The sequence below is a fragment of the Amycolatopsis sp. 195334CR genome (assembly GCF_017309385.1).
In the GTDB taxonomy this organism is placed as follows: domain Bacteria; phylum Actinomycetota; class Actinomycetes; order Mycobacteriales; family Pseudonocardiaceae; genus Amycolatopsis.
This window is the reverse complement of the sequence record NZ_JAFJMJ010000002.1, coordinates 1,177,650-1,197,329: the sequence shown is the minus strand read 5'-3', so window position 1 is coordinate 1,197,329 and position 19,680 is coordinate 1,177,650. Positions and strand designations below refer to the sequence as shown.

Below are 19,680 nucleotides of genomic sequence, written 5' to 3'. Positions count from 1 at the left end.
ACAGCAGAAAGGGAAACCCATGCGATTCCGCTCGGATCCGCAGGCCATCAGGGGCTCCATCGCGCCGCTGATGACCCCGTTCACCGCCGACGGCGCCCTCGACCACGAAGGGCTGGCGAACCTGGTGCGCTGGCAGCTCGCGGCGGGCTCGCACGGGATCTCCATCGGCGGGTCCACCGGGGAACCCGGCGCGCAGACCGTGGCCGAGCGCGCCGAAGCCATCCGCACGGTCATCGGCGCGGTGGACGACCGGGTGCCGGTGGTGCCCGGTACCGGTTCGGCGAAGCTCGACGAGACCCTCGAACTCACCGCCGCCGCGCACGAGGCGGGCGCTGACGCCGCGCTGATCATCACCCCGTACTACGCGCGGCCCACCCAGGAAGCGCTCTACACCTGGTACCGCACGGTCGCGCGGGAGTTCCCGGACCTGCCGATCGTGGCCTACAACGTGCCGAGCCGGACGTCGGTGGACATCGCGCCGGAGACGGTGGCGCGGCTGTTCCGCGAGGTGGACAACTTCGTCGGGGTCAAGGAGACCACCAAGGACTTCGAGCACTTCTCGCGCGTGCTGCACCTGTGCGGGCCGGAACTGCTGGTGTGGTCCGGGATCGAGCTGCTGTGCCTGCCGCTGCTCGCCCTCGGCGGGGCCGGTTTTGTCAGTGCCACGGCGAACATCGCGCCCGCCGCGTGCGCCGAGATGTACGAGGCGTGGCAGGCGGGCGACTTCGACCGGGCCAGGGAACTCCACTACGGCCTGCACCCGCTGGTCGACCTGCTGTTCGTGGAGACCAATCCGGCCCCGGGCAAGTGGGTGCTTGAGCACCGAGGGCTGATCGGCTCCGGGTACGTGCGCCCGCCGCTGATCACCCCGACCGAACCCGGGATCGCCCGGATCAAGGACCTGCTGGCGCAGGGCGAACGATTTCTCACCGCGGTGGAGGGCGAGTAAGCATGGCGAAGCACCACGTTCCGGACGACCTGCCGTCGAAGATCCAGCACTACATCGGCGGCGAACTGGTCGACAGCGTCTCCGGCAAGACCTTCGACGTGCTCGACCCGGTGTCCAACCAGACCTACGTGACCGCGGCCGCCGGGCAGGCCGAGGACGTCGACCGGGCCGTCGCCGCCGCGCGCCGGGCGTTCACCGACGGGCCGTGGCCGGGAATGCTGCCGCGGGCGCGGGCCCGCGTGCTGAACAAGATCGCCGACGCGGTCGAGTCGCAGGACAAGCGCCTGGCCGAACTGGAGACCTTCGACACCGGCCTGCCGATCACGCAGGCGCTCGGCCAGGCGCAGCGCGCGGCGGAGAACTTCCGCTTCTTCGCCGACCTGGTCGTGGCGCAGGCCGACGACACCTACCGCGTGCCGGGACGGCAGGTGAACTACGTGCACCGCAAGCCGATCGGCGTGGCCGGGCTGATCACGCCGTGGAACACGCCGTTCATGCTGGAGAGCTGGAAACTGGCGCCCGCGCTGGCGTCCGGCTGCACGGTGGTGCTCAAGCCCGCCGAGTTCACCCCGCTCTCGGCCAGCCTGTGGGCGGGCATCTTCGCCGACGCCGGCCTGCCGGACGGGGTGTTCAACCTGGTCAACGGTTTCGGTGAGGAAGCGGGCGACGCGCTGGTCAAGCACCCGGACGTGCCGCTGATCTCGTTCACCGGCGAAACCACCACCGGGCAGCTGATCTACCGCAACTGCGCTGCCTCGCTCAAGGGCATGTCGATGGAACTGGGCGGCAAGTCGCCCGCGGTGGTGTTCGCCGACGCCGACCTGGACGCGGCCATCGACTCCACCCTGTTCGGCGTGTTCTCGCTGAACGGCGAGCGCTGCACCGCGGGCAGCCGGATCCTCGTCGAGCGCGCGATCTACGACGAGTTCTGCCAGCGGTACGCCGAACGGGCGCGCAACATCGTCGTCGGCGATCCGCACGACCCCGCCACCGAGGTCGGCGCGCTGGTGCACCCGGAGCACTACGAGAAGGTGATGAGCTACGTCGAGATCGGCAAGACCGAGGGCAGGCTGCTGGCCGGCGGCGGTCGTCCGTCCGGTTTGGACACCGGGAACTACGTGGCCCCCACGGTGTTCGCCGATGTGCCGCCCACCGCGCGGATCTTCCAGGAGGAGATCTTCGGCCCGGTGGTCGCGCTCACCCCGTTCGACTCCGACGCCGAGGCGCTTTCACTGGCCAACAACGTCAAGTACGGCCTGGCCGCCTACCTCTGGACCTCGGACCTGACCAGGGCGCACACGTTTGCGCAGGCGGTCGAGGCCGGCATGGTCTGGCTCAACTCGCACAACGTCCGCGACCTGCGGACCCCGTTCGGCGGGGTGAAGGCCTCCGGCCTCGGCCACGAGGGCGGGTACCGCTCCATCGACTTCTACACCGACCAGCAGGCGATCCACGTCTCGCTCGGCGAAGTGCACACCGCCCGCTTCGGCGCGGTCCAGAAGGGACAGTCATGACCACCACCCCGCCGGACGTCATCCGGTGCGCCTACGCCGAACTCGTGGTCACCGATCTGGCCGCCTCGCGCGCGTTCTACGTGGACGTGCTCGGCCTGCTGGTCACGCACGAGGACGACGAGGCGATCCACCTGCGCGCGTTCGAGGAGTACCTGCACCACTCGCTGATCCTGCGCAAGGGGCCGGTGCCCGCGGTGGCCGTGCTCGCCTACCGGGTGCGCGGGGAGGCGGACCTCGCGCTGGCCGAGGCGTACTACCGCGAGCTGGGCGTGCGGGTGGAACGGCGTCCGGCCGGGGCGACGCGGGGCATCGGCGAGGCGGTGCGGGTGGAGGACCCGCTCGGCTTCCCGGTGGAGTTCTTCCACCACGCCGAGCACACCGAACGGTTCACCCAGCGCTACGACGTGCACGGTGCGGGCGCACTGTCCAGATTGGACCACTTCAACGTGGCCACGCCGGACGTGCCCGCCGCGCGGGAGTACTACGAAGGCCTCGGGTTCCGGGTGTCCGAGGACATCAAGGACGACGAGGGAACCGTCTACGCGGCCTGGATGTTCCGCAAGCCGACGGTGCACGACGTGGCGCTGACCGGGGGTGACGGGCCGCGCCTGCACCACCTGGCGTTCGCCACCCACGAGCGGTCGCAGATCCTGCACCTGTGCGACCACCTCGGCGCGCTGCGCAAACCGGAGATGATCGAGCGCGGTCCCGGCCGCCACGGCGTGTCGAACGCGTTCTACCTGTACCTGCGGGATCCGGACGGGCACCGCATCGAGATCTACACGCACGACTACTACACCGGTGACCCGGACAACCCGGTGATCAGCTGGGACGTGCACGACAACCAGCGGCGGGACTGGTGGGGCAATCCGGTGGTGCCGAGCTGGTACGCCGAGGCGTCGGCCGTGCTCGACCTCGACGGTGAACCGCAGCCGCTGGTGGTCCGCGCCGAGGCCCGTGAGTCGGACGTGACGATCGGCGCGGACGGTTTCTCCTACACGGCCTCGCGGGAGGGGTTCAAGCTCGGTCAGCAGGTTTGACGGCTTCGAGCACGCTGAACCCGGTCTGCGGTGGCAACGGGATCACCTCGGTGAGGCGCAGACCGGCGCTCTCGCACAGGTTCTCGAAGTCGGTGCGGGTGCGTTCGCGGCCGCCGACGTTGACCAGCATGTTGAGGTCGCTGAGGTAGATGCCGCCCGGTCCACCGGGCGGCACCAGCTCCGGCAGCACCGGTTCGACGATGAGCACGCGGCCGTTCTCGGGCAGTACCGCGCGGCAGTGCCCGAGAATGGCCGCGCACTGCTCGTCGCTCCAGTCGTGGAGGATGCTCTTGAGCAGGTAGGCGTCGGCTCCGGCGGGCACGGACTCGAAGAAGTTCCCGGTGTGGACCTCGCACCGCTGGGTCAGTTCGCCGAGGGTTTCCGGCGCCTGCGCGGCACCGGCTTCGCTGTCGAAGAGCAGGCCGCGGAGGTCGGGATTCGCGGTGAGCACGGCGGAAAGCAGCGTGCCGTCCCCGCCGCCGATGTCGGCGAGCGTGTGGAACCTCCCGAAGTCGTAGGCCGCGGGCAGGGTGGCCGCCACCGCGCCGGTCGCCTGGCTCATCGACGCGTTGAACAGGGCCGACATCTCCGGCACCTTCGCGAGGTGGTCGAAGAAGCTCGCGCCGAACACGTCCTCGAACGAGGTGCTGCCGGTGCGCAGGCTGTGTTCCAGGTTCGGCCACGCGGCGAGCATGATCGGGTCGGTGAACATCCGGGCGAAGGCGTGCAGGGAAGCCGGCGAGTCCCGGCGCAGGAGCGCGCCCTGCGGGGTGAGCTCGAACCGCCCGCCGTCGTGCTCGGCCAGCAACCCCAGCCCGGCGGCGGCGCGGAGCAGCCGGTACATCTGCTGGCCGGGGATGTCCTTGGCGGCGGCGAGTTCGGCGATCGTCGCGCCGCCGTCCCCGATCGCGTCGGCGAGTTCGAGCCGGGTGAGGACACCGATCACCTGCGCCGCCATCCCGCCGAACACCAGGCGCATCAGTTCACGAGGTTGGGCTTCCGTCATCGTTCCCCCAGGGTTGCCGGACCAAGTTAGCCTAGCCTAACCATAGCGAAAACGGGCAGACTGTGCCCGGGGGTGAGGCGGGTGGACACGTACTCGGTGCTCGGCCCGCCGGCGTTTCGCGGGCGGTTGCAGCGCACGCTGCTGGGGGTTCTGCTGGCACGCGCCAACCGGCCGGTGCCCGCCGACGTGCTCGCCGAAGAGCTCTGGCCGGGTCAGGTGAGCAGTCCGGCGAAGCTCCAGCTGCACATCTTCCGGCTCCGGCGGGTACTCCCCGAACCGGACCGGTTGTCCTTCGAGGCGGACGCCTACCGGTTGCGCGTGCTGCCCGGCGAGTCCGACGTCGAGCGGTTCGAATCGCTGCTCGCCGAGGCAGCCGAACACGAGCCCGCCCGCCGCGCCGAGTTGCTCCGGGCGGCGCTGGAGTTGTGGCGTGCCGAACCGTACGACGGGCTGACGGCGCCCATGCTCGTCGCCGAACGCCGTCGCCTGTTCGATCGGCGGCTGGCGGCGACCGAAGAGCTGTACCGGGCGGAGGCCGAGCTGGGACATCACGCCGAAGTGCTGCCCGACGTGGCCACGCTGGCCGCCACCCACCCCTTGCGCGAAAGCCTGCAGGCGCTGCTGATGGTCTGTCTACACGAGACCGGTCAGACCGACGCCGCGCTGGCCCTGTACCGGGAAGTGCGCGAGACGATGATCGAGGAACTGGGCCTCGAACCAGGGCCGGAGTTGCGCGCACTCGAACGCCGCCTGTCGCCGGTCTCGCCACCGCGGGAGTTCACCGGCCGCCGGGCCGAACTGTCCGAATTGGACTCGGCGGGCCCGCTGGTCGTGCTGACCGGTACCGCGGGCGTCGGCAAGACCAGCCTGGCCCGGCACTGGGCACACCGGGTCCGCGCCCGCTTCCCGGACGGTTCGCTGTACGTCGACCTGCGTGGCTACGGCCCCGACCAGCCGATGCCCGCGACGGAAGCACTGGCGACCCTGTTGCGGGCGCTCGGGGTGCGGGGCGCCGGGATCCCGGCCGATCCGGAGGAGCGCGCGGCCCGGTTCCGCACGCTGCTGGACCGGAAGCGGCTGCTCCTGGTCCTGGACAACGCGGCGGGCGTGGAGCAGGTGCGCCCGCTGCTGCCCGGCACGCCGTCCTGCCAGGTGGTGATCACCAGCCGGGACGCGCTCGCCGGGCTGGTCGTCCGCGAGGGCGCGCACCGGATCGCGCTGGACCGGCTCACCGGCGAAGAGGCCACCGAACTGCTGCGGGCGGCGCAGGTGACCACCGATGCCGAGACCACCGCCCGGCTGGTCGAGCGGTGCGCCCGGCTGCCGCTGGCCCTGCGCATCGCCGCCGAGTCGATCAAGGCGCACCCCGAGGCCGATCCCGAGGCGCTGGGCGGCGACGTGCGGACCGTGTTTTCCTGGTCGTACCACCGTTTGCGGCCGGCGGCGGCGCGCCTGTTCCGGCTGTTCGGCGTGCATCCCGGGTTGGACATCGACCTGCCCGCGCTGACCGCACTCGCCGGCACCGACACACGGCGGGCGGTGGACGAACTGCGACGGGCGCACCTGGTGGAGGAGACCGCCGACGGCCGCTACCAGCTGCACGACCTCCTGCGCGCCTACGCCGTCGAACTCGCTTCACCGGAAGAAGCAGCCGAGGCGCTCCCCCGGTTGCTGGGCTGGTACCTGTACACGACCGCACGTGCGATGGACCGCGTTTCCCCGCACGAGTCCGGCCGGCGCCCGGAGATCGAACCACCCGCCGCGGCCGTGCCGAGGTTTTCCGTTTATCCCCAGGCTTTGCGCTGGCTCGACGCCGAACGCGTCAACCTGCTGCTCGCCGCCAGTCCACAACGGACCGAATATGCCGGACTCCTCTCGCCCCTGCTCTGGCGATACCTGGACAACGGCGGTTACAACGACGACGCGCTGAAGTTGCACACGCTCGCGCTCGACTCGGCCGAAGAACCCACCGCCCAAGCCGTCGTGCTGAACCGGATCGGCTTGGCGCATTTCCGTCTCTGGCAACGGGAAGCCGCGATGCGCTCGTTCGAACGCGCCTCGGCACTTCACGAGCCCGCCGCCCGCGCCGGGGTGCTGAACAACCTCGGGCTGATGCACGCGATCGCCAACGAATTCGGTGAAGCGGCGCGCTGCTACGAGGAAGCGCTGGCGTGCCAACGTGAAACCGGCGACCACACGTTCGCCGCCGCCATCCTCGGCAACCTCGGGGACGCGTACCGCCACCTCGGTGAGCACGAACGCGCGGCCGAACTGCTGGAACGTTCGCTGGCCACCAACAAGGACACCGCCGACCGCGGGACCGAGGCGGTCAACCTCTGCCACTTCGCCGCGTTGTGCGAGGACACCGGCCGCTACGCCGAAGCACTGGACTACCTCGACCGCACGCTGACCGCGGCGGCCGCCAGCGGCCACCACCTCGTCCACGCCGACGCCCGGTACCAGCTCGGGACCGTCCACCTCAAGCTCGGCGAGCACGGGCGGGCTCGCACCCACCTCCGCGAGGCACTGGAAGCCGCCGAGGCCGTCGGCAACCGGCAGCTGATGGCGCGGGCCCTGAACGCGCTGGGTGAGGCCGCCGACGACCCGGCGGAAGCCGCGCGGCACCATTCCGCGGCGCTCGACCTCGCGTCAGCGATCGGCGAGCACGTCGAACACGCCCGCGCGACCAGCGGAATGGCAGTCCGGGTGCGGTAGGGGTGGTTTGTCAAGATCCTTTCGTCGTGAGCCGTTCAGGCGGTCACTTTCGGCCGAACCAGGCCTTTGCCTGGTGATTCATTGACATCCGGGATGTCACATCGACACGCTGCGGACCTCACCTTCCCTGCCATGAAAGGTGTTCTGTCCGATGAGAATCCGTTTTCTGCTGCCGATGCTGGCCCTCGTGGCCGGTCTCGGCACCGCGGTGGCCGCTCCGGTGGCCGCCGATCCGGGTCCGGTGACGGCCGAGGACGTGGCCGCCGCCGATGCCTGTTACACGTGGGGGCGCACGCTGTCCCAGGGCGCGTCCGGTGACGACGTGCGGCAACTGCAGATCCGGGTGGCCGGTTATCCCGGCTACGGGGGCGTGCTGGCCATCGACGGCCAGTTCGGCGCGGGCACCAAGGCCGCGGTCACCCGGTTCCAGCAGGCGTACGGGCTCGGGGCCGACGGCATCGCCGGCCCGAACACGTTCGCCAAGATCTACGAGCTGCAGGACAACGACTGCACGCCGGTCAACTTCAGCTACGACGAGCTGAACAACTGCAACTCGGACTGGTCGGGCGGCAACGTCTCGGCCGCCACGGCGAAGGCCAACGCGCTGGTGTCGATGTGGAAGCTGCAGGCGATGCGGCACGCCATGGGCGACAAGGGCATCGTGGTCAACGGCGGGTTCCGCAGCGTCGCCTGCAACAACGCGGTCGGCGGCGCGACGAACAGCCGCCACCTCTACGGGGACGCGGTGGACCTGGGGGCCGGTTCGCAGGGCTTCTGCGGGCTCGCCAAGCAGGCCCGCAACCACGGGTTCAGCGAGATCCTCGGGCCGGGTTACCCCGGCCACGACGACCACACCCACGTGGCGCACCGGTCCGGCCAGTTCTGGTCGGCACCGACCTGCGGGATCTGACCGGCGGTAGGTGACGGCGTATCGGCTCGGCCCGGGATCGGGAGGAGCCGGTACGCCGTCGCCGTCACTTCGGGCAGTCCGGTGTGGACGGTGCCTGCCGGTCGGTGTGCTCCGCGCCCGGTCAGGAACCGTCGGCGGTGTAGATGGCGCTCGGGGTGACCACCCACAGCTGCCCGTCCGGGCCGGCCACCTCGTCCCGGGTGCGGCCGAGCTCGGGGTAGATCTTGCCGCCCTCGCCCGAGGTGGTCAGCTTGAACGTGCCGCCCTTGAGCGAGGCCATGTACAGGCTGTTCTTGTAGTACGCCAGCCCGCTCGGTGTCGCGGTCGAGGTGGGCCAGGTCTTCACCGGGTTCTTGAACGCCGGGTTGCTGCACGGACCGGAACACGTCGGCCAGCCGTAGTTGCCCCCGGGCTCGATCTTGTTCAGTTCGTCGACGTCGCTCGGGCCGATGTCGGCGATGTAGAGGTCGCTGCCCGCCCAGGTCACGCCCTGGACGTTGCGGTGGCCCTTGGAAATCCACTTGTGACCGCCGGGGTTGCCGGGCGCGGCGTTGCCGTCGGTGTCCACCCGCAGCACCTTGCCACCGAGCGAGCCGTCGTTCTGCGCGTTGTCGGCGTTCTGGCCGTCGCCGGTGCCCGCGTAGAGGTAACCGTCCGGGCCGAACCGCAGGCGCCCGCCGTGGTGGTACTGGCTGCCGCGCGGGATCCCGGTGACGATCGGGGTGGGCGCGGAGCCGAGGGTGAGCTTGGCGATCCGGTTGTCGGAGTTCGAGGTGTAGTAGATGAACACCGTCTGGTCGGTGGCGTAGTCCGGGGAGACGGCCAGCCCGAGCAGCCCGCCCTCGGCGGTGACCACGGCGTCGTTGATGGTCTGGACCTGTTCGACGGCCCCGCCGGTGATCCTGCTGATCGACCGGGCGTTGCGCTGGGTGAACAGCGGGGTGCCGTCGGGCAGGAAGTCGACCGCCCAGGCCTGGTTCAGACCACTGGCGACCTGCTTGATCGCCAGCGGCCCGACCCCGGCGACGGCGGCCGGGGACAGCAGACCGGCGAGGGCGACCGCGGCGGTTACCGTGGCGATACGGCGGCGCAGGGACATGGACTGCTCCTTTTGCAGTGACCGATGACTACCGGCGGCGGTGCCGTGAATCGAACCAGCATGGATGGTTAATTGCACACCACCATTCGGGCTATGCCGGGTCACTGCGAAGGTGGCTCCGGGAGCGGATTTCGCCCCCGAAGCCACCTTCGTGCCCTAGGAACTACGCCGGGATCTGCCAGAGCTGGTTGCTCGAGCCCGCGCAGTCCCAGATCTGCAGGCGGGTGCCGTCACCGGAACTGGGGCCGGTGGCGTCCAGGCAGCGGCCCGAAGCCGGGTTCCGCAGGGCGCCGCCGGTCGCGGTCCAGGTCTGGGCACCGGTGCCGTTGCACTCCCACAGCTGGATCGGCGTGCCGTTCGCCGTGCCCGCGCTGGTCACGTCCAGGCACTTGCCCAGCGCGCGCAGCGTGCCGCCGGTCGAGGTCCACTGCTGGGCGGCGCTGCCGTTGCAGGTCCACAACTGGATGGGCGTGCCGTTGGCGGTCGCCGCGCCTGCCACGTCCACGCACTTTCCGCCGTAGCCGGTGATCTGGCCGGTCTTACCGCCCGAGCCACCGGACGCGGTGTCGTAGATCGCGCTCACCAGCGAGGTGCTGCCGGTGGTGTCCTGCGACAGCTCCCAGTTCATGATGCCGCCCGCGTTCGCCAGCGCCCACTCGGTCTTGCGCTTGATCGTCGGAATGCCGTTGTAGCACTGCTGCGCCCCGTTCGCGGTGACGCAGTCGCGGTTGGCGTTGGCCGGGTCCATCGCCACCAGCTGTGCGTAGGTCAGGTACCCGGGACGGCTGTAGAACGGCACGCCCAGCACGGTTTTCGCGGCGGGCAGCCCGCGGCTCTTCCACTCGTTCGCCGAGGCGATCGACCAGTCGTAGTTCGCGTGCGGGCTGCCGCCGTCGTAGGCCATGATGTTGAGCCAGTCCACGTACCCGAACACCGCGGGCTGCACCCCGTTGGCGGTGTTGCCGCCGGAAACCACCGCGGCGGTCAGCAGCTTGCCCCGGCTGTGCATCGCGGTGCTCAGCTGCTGCATCAACGCGGTGAAGTTGCTGCCCGAGGTGCCCGGATCCGGGTACTCCCAGTCGATGTCGACGCCGTCGAGGTGGTACTGGTTCACCACGTTGACCACGCTGTTGACGAACGTGGTCCGGCTGCCCGAGTTCGCCGCGAGCGCTTCGAACGCCGAGTCGTTGCCGTCGTTCCAACCGCCGATGGCCAGCGACACCTTGACGCCGTTGTTGTGCCCCTGGGTCACCAGTGACGACAACTTCCCGGGATCGGGCACCGCCTGCAGGCTGCCGTTGGCATTCGGCAGCACGAAGGCGTAGTTGATGTGGGTCAGCTTGCCGTACTGGATGCTGTTGACGCTGCCGGACCAGGACGGCATGTAGCCGACACTGCGGAAACCGTCCGGTAGCGCGGCGACGCCCGGGCTTTCGGCCGAGGCGACGGCGACCGAGAATCCGGTCGTCACGGTCGCGACCGTGGCCACGGCGACCGCCGCCGCGGCCCACCGTCGCCGGGGAGCGAGTGAAGGCATGGAAGAGTTCCCTTCGAATCCCTGCGGCGGCGGGGTGGTCTAGACCTTACTCCCGGAGCAGGCGTTCGGCCAGAGCCGTTCCGGCCAAACCCTCGCGCATCATGCGGTCCGTCCACGGCGCGAACCATTCGTGCGGTGCCTGAGCCCAGTCCAGCGCGCCCTGCGGCGGTTCGGGGTCGTACTCGATGGCGAACTGCACGGCGCGCGCGACCTGCTCCCCCGCCAGCCGCGCCACCAGGTGCAGCGCCATGTCGACCCCGGCGGACACCCCGGCGGCGGTGAGGAACTTCCCGTCCTCCACCCAGCGGTCGGCCACCGGCTCGGCGCCGAACTCCGCCAGGAACCGCCGGTGGCTCCAGTGCGTGTTCGCCTTGCGGCCGTCGAGCAGCCCGGCCGCGGCGAGGATCAGCGAACCGGTGCACACCGACGCGACCACCTCCGCGCTCTCGGCCGCCGCCTGCCGCAGGTACGCCAGCAGCCGCTCGTCGGTGGCGGCCCGCCAGGTCGGCGCGCCCCCGCCGGGCACGACCACGATCTCCGGCGACGGCACCTCGTCGAAGGTGTGGCTCGGGCGAAGCCCCAGCGGCGTGTCGGTGTCCACCACCTCCCGACCCCGGCCCACCACGACCACCCGGTACCCCTGCGTCACCCCCGCCAGCGCGCCGAACACCTGCAGCGGGCCCACCAGGTCGAGCGGGGTCAGCCCCGGGTACAGCACACACGCGATCGTCTTCGGTTCAGTCATACGGCCACCCTGGCGGCCGCCCGCACCCGGCGAGGTGCCGATGTCCGGAATCCTGCGATCCGTGTCGGTAAGACATCCGCTGCTATCGTCGCGCCATGACGACCAGGCAGGTGCTCATCGTGGCGTTCCCCGAGGCGGAGCTGCTCGACATCGCCTGCCCGTCGGACGTGTTCGACGCGGCGAACCGGCTCCGGGCGAAGCCCGCCTACGAGATCCGGCTGGCCGGGCTGGACGGCAAGCCGATCCGGTGCCAGTCCGGGCTCGCGCTCGCCCCGCAGGCCCGGCTCGACCAGGTCACCGGGCCGATCGACACGCTGCTGGTGGCCGGTGGCTTCGGGCACCTGGCCGCCGCCGCGGACGGGCGGATGATCACCCAGATCCGCCGGCTCGCCGGAGTCAGCCGCCGGATCGCCTCGGTGTGCACCGGGGCCACCCTGCTCGCCGCGGCCGGGGTGCTCACCGGCCGCCGCTGCACCACGCACTGGGTCGACGCGCCGCGGCTGGCCGGGCAGCACCCGGAGATCGAGGTCGACCCGGCGCCGCTGTACGTGCGCGACGGCAACGTCTACACCTCCGCCGGGGTGACCAGCGGGCTGGACCTCGCACTGGCACTGGTCGAGGCCGACCACGGCCCGTCGATGGCCAGGCAGATCGCCCGGTACCTGGTCACCTACCTGCAGCGGCCGGGCAACCAGGCGCAGGTCAGCATGTTCCTCAGCGCGCCGCCGCCCGAGCACGGGCTGGTCGGCGACCTGACCGGGTACATCGCCAGCAGTCTCGACGCCGATCTCGGCGCCCCCGCGCTCGCCGCGCGGGCGGGCCTGAGCACCCGGCAGCTCACGCGCCTGTTCGACACCCACCTCGGCACCACCCCGGCCCGGCACGTGCGCCGGGTGCGCACCGAGGTCGCCGCCCAGCTGCTCACCACCACCGAGCTGCCGCTGGCGGCGGTCGCCCGGCGGTGCGGGTTCGGCTCCACCGAGTCACTGCGGCAGGCGTTCCTCGACCACTACGACACCCCGCCCTCGGCCTACCGCCGCACGCACCGGCGGCAGCACAGCGCCTAGACTGTGCGCGGTTTCAGCCAAGGGGGCATGTTGACGAACGAAAAGCCGGTCGCGCTGAGGTTTTTCTGGGTGGTGCTCGCGCTCGGTGTCGCCGGTGCCTGGTTCACCTTGTGGCCGCTGGTCGAGGACGCCGGCGCGTGGCAGATCGATCTGGAGGTCTACCGCAACGGCTACCACGCTTGGCTGGCCGACGGCGACCTCTACGGCGTGATGCCGGAAACCCAGATCGGCAACCCGCTGCCGTTCATCTACCCGCCGTTCGCGCTGATCGCGCTGCTGCCGTTCGCCGCGCTGCCCTGGTTCACCGCGAACACCTTGCTGGTACTGGCCAACTTCGCCGCCATCGCGGCCACCGTCTACGTGGTCGGCAGGCACGTGTGGCCCGCGGGCGGCCCGCGGGGCGCGATCATGATCACCGCCGCGGCCACCCCGCTGTCGGTGTTCCTCGAACCGGTCAGCGACACCTTCTCCTTCGGCCAGGTCAACCTGCTGCTGATGGGCCTGGTCGCGGTCGACTGCCTGGCGCCGAAGACCTGGTGGCCCCGCGGCATCGGCGTCGGCCTCGCCGCCGCGGTCAAGCTCACACCCGCCGCGTTCGTGTTGTTCTTCCTGCTGCGCAAGGATTACCGGTCGGCGCTCGTGGCCGCGATCACCGGCGTGGCGGCCACCGCGGCCGGGTTCGTCGTCGACTTCGCCGGTTCGGTGAAGTTCTGGACCGGGGGTTCCGACGGGCTCGCCGAGGTCAGCGGTTCACCGTTCCGCACCAACCAGGCGATCGAGGCGGCGCTGGCCCGGTTCGGCCTCTCCCCCACCGACGTGACGGTGTGGTGGATCGTGCTCGGGCTGGTCGTGCTCGGCGTGACGGTCGTGGCGATGCGCCGCTCCGACCCGGCCCCGGCGCTGATGGCGAACGCCGCGCTGGCACTGGTCATCTCACCGACCTCGTGGTCGCACCACTGGGTCTGGGTGGTGCCCGCGCTGGTGGTGATGCTGGCCTACGTGGTCCGCCGGGTCACCGAGAGCTCGCTGACCGCGGTCGGCTGGTTCACCGCCGCGCTGGCCACCACGATCGCCTTCACCCTCGCGCCGTTCCACGAACTGCCGGGTTACAACGACAAGGAACTGCTGTGGACCACCGGCGAGCAGTTCGCCGGGAACATCTACCTGTTGCTGGCGCTGGTTTTCCTGCTCTGCCTGGCGCTGCCCGCGCTCGCCCGGCTCAGGAGCGCGAACGAGCCCGATCACGCTGCCAATCGCTGACCGACTCCAGCCCTGCGTCGATCTCCGCGCGCAGCAACGAGGTCTGCTGCGCGGTCACCTCCGGGCCGAGCAGACCGGAGATCCCCGCCAGCGCCTCCCACGGGCTGCCCGCCAGCTCACCGCACGACTCCCCTTCCGGCGGTGGTTCCAGGTCCTCGTCGAGGCCGGTCATGCCCGCCGCCAGCAGGGCCGCGACCACCAGGTGCGGCTGGGCGTCGGCACCGGCGAACCGGAACTCCAGGCGTGGCTCGTCACCACCGGCCACCCGCACGGACGCCGTCCGGTCGTCGGTGCCCCAGCGCAGCACGCGCGGTGAGAACGGCCCGGTGCGCAGGCGGACGTAGCTGTTCCAGGTGGGCGCCCAGATCGGCGTCAGCGCCCTGGCCTCCCGCAGCACACCGGCGAGGAAACTGTTCAGCCGCCGCCGCTCCACCGGCTGACCATCCATAGTGGACAGCGAAAGGTGGACGTGCCCGGAACTGCCGCGGCCGGTCTGCTCGGCGGCGAGGTACCCGGCGGTGACACCGTGCCCGGCGGCGGCGTGGCGGACCAGGAACTGCTGCAGGAGCGCGTCGTCGCAGGCGGCCAGCGCGTCCCGGTGGCGCAGCACGATCTCGTACTGGCCCGGGTGGCACTCGGCCCGCGCGGACTCGACGCCGAGGCCCGCGCGGTCGAGCAGTGCGGCCGCGGTCCGGAGCACCGGGCGGAGGCGTTCGGTGCCGCCGAGCGCGTAGTCCACCGGTTGCGTGGTCAGCGGTTCGCCGTCGGGACCGCGGAAGGTCACCTCGTGCTCGATGCCGATCGACGGCACCAGACCGCGCTCCTCCAGTGCCGCCAGCTGCCGGGTGAGCACCGTGCGGGGCGCGATGTCGACGGCCGAACCGTCCGGCCATTCGACGTCGCAGACCACCGCCAGCGCGTCCGGTACCGGGGTGAGCGTGGCGAAGTCCGGCCGCATCCGCAGATCGCCGAACCGGTCGGCGTAGCGGCGCAGCGATTCATCCAGAGTGGCCGGTACGTCCCGGTGCACGTCCCAGACGAACACGTACGAGCACACGCCGTACCCGCCGGTGACCACCCCGTCGGCGAAGAACCGGCCGTCCAGCTCGACCCCGGCGAACCGGGCGTGCGGGTCGGGCACCAGCAGCAGCACCCGGCCCACGTCGGCCAGGCCGTCCGGCACCCGCGCGGCTTCCCGCCGTTGCGCCAGGCTGCGCGGCCCGACCGGACGCGGTGAACCGGTCACCAGGCGCCCGCCGGATCGGGGCTGTGCAACGGGTTCGGCGCCCGGCCCCAGCGCACGTCGAACTCGTCGTCGCGCTCGACCTTGTCGAACCCACCGCCCGCGAGGTGCTCGCGGTTCAGCGTCACCCGCTCGACGTCGGGCGCGAACAGCGAGCACGCGTCGAAGCGCGCCGCCAGCTCGGGATTGGCTTCGCGGAACCGCGTGACCACCTCGCGCACCAGCTCCCAGAACCGGGCACGTGGCAGCGAAAGCTCGTCCAGCAGCAGCTCGGCCCAGAACCGGAACTGGCCGGAGAACACCGAGCTGAACAGCGACTGCGCGAGCAGGTGCGCGGGCCAGCGCAACATCTCCTCGGCCGCCTCCGGCGCCAGCTGGGCGTACACATCCACGTCCTCGTCGAGCAGGTCCACGCCCTGCGCGAAGTCCTTGATCGCCACGCGCAACGGCCTGCCGTCCTCGTCCACGATCAGGACCAGGTTCTGGCCGTGCGGGCAGAACCCCACGCCGTAGCGGAGCAGCCACTGCAGCAGCGGCGTCAGGAGCAGGTCGAACACCTTGGCGCACCAGTCTTCCGGGCTCTGCCCCGACCGCTGGATCAGCGTGGTGAGCACCGAAGGCCCCTCCGGTCCGCGATAGGGCAGCGCGGCGAAGGACAGCGCGTGCTCGCCGTCGGCGACGCGTTCGCGCAGCGGTTCGCGCCAGAGCGCGCCGAGCGTTTCGTGGAACCGGTACGGGAGTTCGTCCAGCGCGCCGAAGAGCGGGTGGCTCACCGACACGCTGGCCACCTCACCCAGCAGTTCGAAGCGGTACTGCTCGGTGAGCAGCGGGTCGGCGTCGCTGACCTGCTTCAGCCACGCGGTGATCGCCGGTCCGGCCAGCGTGGCCGCCGAGTTGAGACCGCGGTAGACCAGCGTGTTGCGCACCGAAACGGCCGTCTTCACGTCGCGGCGCTCCGGCCTGCCCACGTTCGCCAGCGTCCGGACCGTCTGGTGTGGACGGTAGTGGTCGTGGCCCTGGCCGAGGTCGATCAGCACGCCGGTGCTCAGCTCGGCGGCGTAGAGCGTGCCGATGATCTCGTCGGCCTGCCACGGGTGCACCGGCACCAGCAGGTAGTCCGCCGGATCGCCGTACTCGGCCAGCTGCGCGGTGAAATCGGCACGCAGGTCGTGGTCCAGTTCCTCGGCGAGCAGGCGTTCCTCGCTGAGTTCGTCGATGCAGCGGAACTGGGCGTGGTCGCGGTGCACGGCGAACCACCGCAGCACCACGTCGGCGCCGGATTCCGGCGAGTACCGCTCGCGGTCGGCGGCGGAGAAGCCGACGCGGCCCTTGTTCAGCACCAGCCTCGGGTGCCCGGTCAGGTGCCCGTCCGCCAGGTTGTAGTCCATAGTGGACAACACGGCGGCGCTCGGCGCGCCGGCGATGCGGGCGGCTTCGTTGGCCACCGTGGCGGTCAGCTCGGCGAGCACATCGGCCAGGCGCAGCCCGCTCAGCCCGAGCGCGGCCCTCGCGTCCACCACCAGCGTGCGCGGGTCGTCGGCGGGCGCGCTGGCACCGTCGGCGAAACGCCTCGCGCTGCCCGCCTGCACGGTCCACGCGTCGAACGCGCCCCGGCGCGCGCGGAACTCGTAGCGCGCGTCCGGCAGGGTGAGCACCCAGCCGCGGTGGTCCGTGCCCGGGTCCGCCGGATCGGCGGGTTCCGGCCGCAGCAGGCCCTCGTAGGACAGCTCCCCCAGCATCTTGTGCACGATGAGCGCACCGGCCGCCCGCCACGCCGCGGCGGCGTCCGCGGGGTCGTCGGTGGCCAGGGAAACCTGCGCTGTCTCGGTCACGAGCCCTCCAGTCCGAACTTGGTGAACGCGGTGCGTTCCGGCAACCTGTAGACCGTACGCCCGCCGAGCGCGTTGAGGATGCTCGCCGATCGCCAGGCCGCCAGGCCGAGGTCGGGGGCGCCGACGCCGTGGGTGTGGCGCTCGGCGTTCTGCACGAAGATCGAACCGGTCACCTCGGGCGGCAGCGCCAGCCGGTAGTCGCGGCCGATCGCCGGGCGCCCGCTGCCGTCGCGCACGCAGTCGCCGGTGAACGGGCTCAGCGTCTCGGTGTACCCCGTCGCGGCGACCACCGCTCCGGTGTGGACGGTCGCGGTGGTGCCCTGCTCGGGGTGCCGCAGGCGCAGCTCGATGCCGCCGTCGGCGAGCCCGGCGCCGGTCACCTCCACGCCGGGCGTGAGCGTCACGTCCGGCCAGCGCCCGCCGATGCCCAGTTCGTACAGCTCGTCGTGGATGGCGGCGATCGTTTCCGCGTCGATGCCCTTGTACAGCTGCCATTGCGACGGGACCAGGCGATCGCGCACCGGTTCGGCGAGGCCGTGGAAGTAGTCGGTGTAGTCCGGGGTGAACTGCTCCAGGCCCAGCTTCGAATATTCCATCGGCGCGAACGAACGGGTCCGGCTCAGCCAGCGCAGGCCGTGCGGCCGGGCCCGCAGCAGGTCCAGGAACACCTCGGCGCCGGACTGCCCCGACCCGAGCACGGTCACCGACGGCGCGATGAGCAGTTCTTCCCGCGCCTGGAGGTAATCCGCCGAATGGACGGCGAGCACCCCGGGATCGTCGACGAGCTCCCGCAACGGCTCCGGCACGCGCGGGGAGGTGCCCACACCGAGCACCACGTTGCGCGCGGCCACCGGATCGCCTTCCTCGAAGGACAGCGTGAACGCGTTCTCCTCGGTGTTCCAGCGCACGTCGGTCACCGTACGCCCGAACCGGCACGACGGCAGCCGTTCGCTCACCCAGCGGCAGTAGTCGTCGTACTCCGCGCGCGGGATGTGGAAGCGCTCGGCGAAGTAGAACGGGAAGAGCCGGTCCTTCGCGCGCAGGTAGTTCAGAAAGGACAGTTCGCTGGTCGGGTCGGCGAGCGAGACGAGGTCGGCGAGGAACGGCACCTGCAGGGTGGTGCCCTCGATGAGCAGGCCGGGGTGCCAGTGGAAAACGGGCCGCCGCTCGAAGAACACCGCGTCGAGTCCCGGCACCCCGGCGGCCAGCGCGGCCAAGGACAGGTTGAACGGGCCGATGCCGACCCCGGCCAGGTCCACCGGGCGGTTCACGAAAGAACCCGCTCCTCTCCGGCGGCGGCCATCGCCGCGGCCGTTTTCCCGGCCAGCGCCAGCAACGGCCGGTAGTCCGCCGCGGTGGCCTCCGGGTTGAGCAGGGTCAGCTTGAGCCACACCTGGTCGGCCCCGCCGGGCCCGGTGGGCATGGTGGCCCGGCCGAGCACCGCGGTCCCGGCCTCCAGCAGGGTCCGGCGGACCCCGGCCACCACCTCGTCCGATCCACGCGGCCGGAAGAGCACAGTGGACAGTGACGGCGCGGCCCACAGGCGCAGCCCGGGATCGGCGGCGATGTCCTCGGCGACCTCGGTGGCGGTCTCGCAGCAGCGCGCGACCAGCCTGCCGATCTCCCGGTGCCCCAGTGCGTAGAAGGTGACCGCCATGCGGAAGGCGTCCGGCCGCCGGGAGGTCCGGATCGACCGGCCGAGCAGGTCGGGCAGCCCGGCTTCGGTGTCGTCGTCGGCGTTGAGGTACTCCGCGCGCACGTTCAGCGCGGTCAGCCGGTCGGCGTCGCGGCAGGCCAGCACGCCGGCGGCGACCGGTTGCCAGCCGAACTTGTGCATGTCCAGTGCGACCGAGTCGGCCTCGGCGAGCCCGGTCAGCAGTCCCGCGTGCGCCGGGCTGAACAGGGCCATGCCGCCGTACGCGGCGTCCACGTGCAGGTGCGCGCCCGCGGCCCGGCACACCGCGGCGATCTCGGCCAGCGGGTCGATCTCCCCGGTGTTCGTGGTGCCCGCGGTCGCCACCACCACGGCCGGTTCGGTGAGCGCGCCGAGCGCGTCGGCGAGCGCGTCGGGGCGGAGGCGGTCACCGTCGCAGGCGACCACCACCGGGGCGGGCAGGCCCAGCACCCACGCCGCGCGCGCCACGCTGTGGTGCGCGTTGGCCCCGCAGACCGGGACCACGCGGTTGCCCGGCGCGTGTTCGCGGGCGAGCAGGAGGCCGAGCAGGTTCGATTCGGTGCCGCCACTGGTCACCACGGCGTCGGGAGCGGCGGCAGTGGTGTCTACGGGGAAGCACACCCGGGCCAGCGCGGCGGTGAACTCGCGTTCCAGCTCACTGGCCATCGGCGCCTGGTCCCAGGAATCCATCGACGGGTTGAGCGCGGCGGCCACCACGTCCGCGGCCACCGACACGGCCAGCGGCGGGCAGTGCAGATGCGCGGCGCACCAAGGATCCGCGGGATCGACCGAGCCGGCGGCGAGCAGCGCGCCCAGTTCGGTGAGCGCGCGTTCCGCGCCGACGCCGTCGGCGAGCAGCGTCCCACCCGGCAACGCGGACGCCAGTTCCGCCGCCACCGCGGCCGGTCCGCCCTCCGGCGCGGGCCCGCCGCGCTCGGCGGCGCCCCGGGCGAAACCCCGCAACGCGAAGGGAATCAGCTCGGCCAGCCGCTCGTGCCCGGCCGCCCCGCCGGCCAGTGCCGGCCCCGGTTCCCCGCGCGAGTTCGCCACCCGTCCTCCTTAGGTATGCCTACCCTGATCAAGGGTAC

The 19,680-nt window shown here is 71.4% G+C and carries 15 protein-coding genes; 7 read left to right on the top strand and 8 right to left on the bottom strand.

Going from position 1 to position 19,680, the window contains the following annotated elements; all coding sequences use genetic code 11:
- The first annotated feature begins 19 nt into the window (after nt 1-19).
- From dapA to hpaD, 3 genes are read left to right on the top strand one after another with little or no spacing between them, the layout of a single operon-like run.
- Nucleotides 20-949, top strand: a complete 930-nt coding sequence (gene dapA / locus JYK18_RS28585) for a 4-hydroxy-tetrahydrodipicolinate synthase (RefSeq protein ID WP_206806543.1) — start codon at nt 20-22, stop codon at nt 947-949.
- A 2-nt stretch (nt 950-951) separates the two neighbouring features.
- Nucleotides 952-2,463 (top strand): 5-carboxymethyl-2-hydroxymuconate semialdehyde dehydrogenase, encoded by a 1,512-nt coding sequence (hpaE, locus tag JYK18_RS28580; protein WP_206806542.1) that lies wholly within the window; start codon nt 952-954, stop codon nt 2,461-2,463.
- Complete coding sequence (hpaD, locus tag JYK18_RS28575; RefSeq protein WP_206806541.1) at nt 2,460-3,503, top strand: 3,4-dihydroxyphenylacetate 2,3-dioxygenase; 1,044 nt, start codon at nt 2,460-2,462, stop codon at nt 3,501-3,503. Before hpaE ends, hpaD begins: the two co-directional genes overlap by 4 nt.
- On the opposite strand, the gene JYK18_RS28570 is transcribed toward hpaD, so the two are convergent.
- The gene (locus tag JYK18_RS28570) at nt 3,481-4,509 is read right to left on the bottom strand and encodes a methyltransferase (protein WP_206806540.1); all 1,029 of its coding nucleotides are present in this window, start codon (nt 4,507-4,509) and stop codon (nt 3,481-3,483) included. The two genes, hpaD and JYK18_RS28570, sit on opposite strands and share 23 nt — an antisense overlap.
- 81 nt (nt 4,510-4,590) lie before the next feature.
- Between JYK18_RS28570 and JYK18_RS28565 the strand changes: the two genes are divergently transcribed.
- A complete protein-coding gene (locus tag JYK18_RS28565; RefSeq protein ID WP_206806539.1) occupies nt 4,591-7,224 on the top strand; it encodes a BTAD domain-containing putative transcriptional regulator in 2,634 nt (877 codons plus the stop codon).
- Between the two features lie 151 nt (nt 7,225-7,375).
- Nucleotides 7,376-8,134, top strand: a complete 759-nt coding sequence (locus JYK18_RS28560; RefSeq protein WP_206806538.1) for a D-Ala-D-Ala carboxypeptidase family metallohydrolase — start codon at nt 7,376-7,378, stop codon at nt 8,132-8,134.
- A 121-nt stretch (nt 8,135-8,255) separates the two neighbouring features.
- Here the strand turns inward: JYK18_RS28560 and JYK18_RS28555 are convergent, their stop codons facing one another.
- The 3 genes from JYK18_RS28555 to JYK18_RS28545 form a co-directional block, all read right to left on the bottom strand.
- Nucleotides 8,256-9,233, bottom strand: coding sequence for a sorbosone dehydrogenase family protein (locus JYK18_RS28555; RefSeq protein WP_206806537.1), 978 nt, complete (start codon nt 9,231-9,233; stop codon nt 8,256-8,258).
- A gap of 163 nt (nt 9,234-9,396) precedes the next feature.
- Complete coding sequence (locus JYK18_RS28550; RefSeq protein ID WP_206806536.1) at nt 9,397-10,704, bottom strand: glycosyl hydrolase family 18 protein; 1,308 nt, start codon at nt 10,702-10,704, stop codon at nt 9,397-9,399.
- Nucleotides 10,705-10,816: 112 nt separating this feature from the next.
- Nucleotides 10,817-11,515 (bottom strand): DJ-1/PfpI family protein, encoded by a 699-nt coding sequence (locus tag JYK18_RS28545; RefSeq protein ID WP_206806535.1) that lies wholly within the window; start codon nt 11,513-11,515, stop codon nt 10,817-10,819.
- 95 nt (nt 11,516-11,610) lie between these two features.
- Between JYK18_RS28545 and JYK18_RS28540 the strand changes: the two genes are divergently transcribed.
- Both JYK18_RS28540 and JYK18_RS28535 read left to right on the top strand, forming a co-directional pair.
- On the top strand, nt 11,611-12,582 hold the full coding sequence (locus tag JYK18_RS28540) for a GlxA family transcriptional regulator (RefSeq protein WP_206806534.1): 972 nt from the start codon (nt 11,611-11,613) through the stop codon (nt 12,580-12,582).
- A 27-nt stretch (nt 12,583-12,609) separates the two neighbouring features.
- Complete coding sequence (locus JYK18_RS28535) at nt 12,610-13,842, top strand: glycosyltransferase 87 family protein (RefSeq protein ID WP_206806533.1); 1,233 nt, start codon at nt 12,610-12,612, stop codon at nt 13,840-13,842.
- Here JYK18_RS28535 and JYK18_RS28530 read toward each other — a convergent pair.
- From JYK18_RS28530 to JYK18_RS28515, 4 genes are all read right to left on the bottom strand, one after another.
- Nucleotides 13,802-15,088, bottom strand: a complete 1,287-nt coding sequence (locus tag JYK18_RS28530; protein ID WP_206806532.1) for a glutamine synthetase family protein — start codon at nt 15,086-15,088, stop codon at nt 13,802-13,804. The two genes, JYK18_RS28535 and JYK18_RS28530, sit on opposite strands and share 41 nt — an antisense overlap.
- Entirely contained in the window at nt 15,085-16,824 is a 1,740-nt protein-coding gene (locus JYK18_RS28525) for an IucA/IucC family siderophore biosynthesis protein (protein ID WP_206808177.1), read from the bottom strand. Before JYK18_RS28525 ends, JYK18_RS28530 begins: the two co-directional genes overlap by 4 nt.
- Before the next feature lie 89 nt (nt 16,825-16,913).
- On the bottom strand, nt 16,914-18,188 hold the full coding sequence (locus JYK18_RS28520) for a lysine N(6)-hydroxylase/L-ornithine N(5)-oxygenase family protein (RefSeq protein ID WP_206806531.1): 1,275 nt from the start codon (nt 18,186-18,188) through the stop codon (nt 16,914-16,916).
- Nucleotides 18,185-19,642, bottom strand: a complete 1,458-nt coding sequence (locus JYK18_RS28515; RefSeq protein WP_307796106.1) for an aminotransferase class I/II-fold pyridoxal phosphate-dependent enzyme — start codon at nt 19,640-19,642, stop codon at nt 18,185-18,187. The genes JYK18_RS28520 and JYK18_RS28515 overlap by 4 nt, the downstream gene beginning before the upstream one ends.
- Between the last annotated feature and the right edge of the window lie 38 nt (nt 19,643-19,680).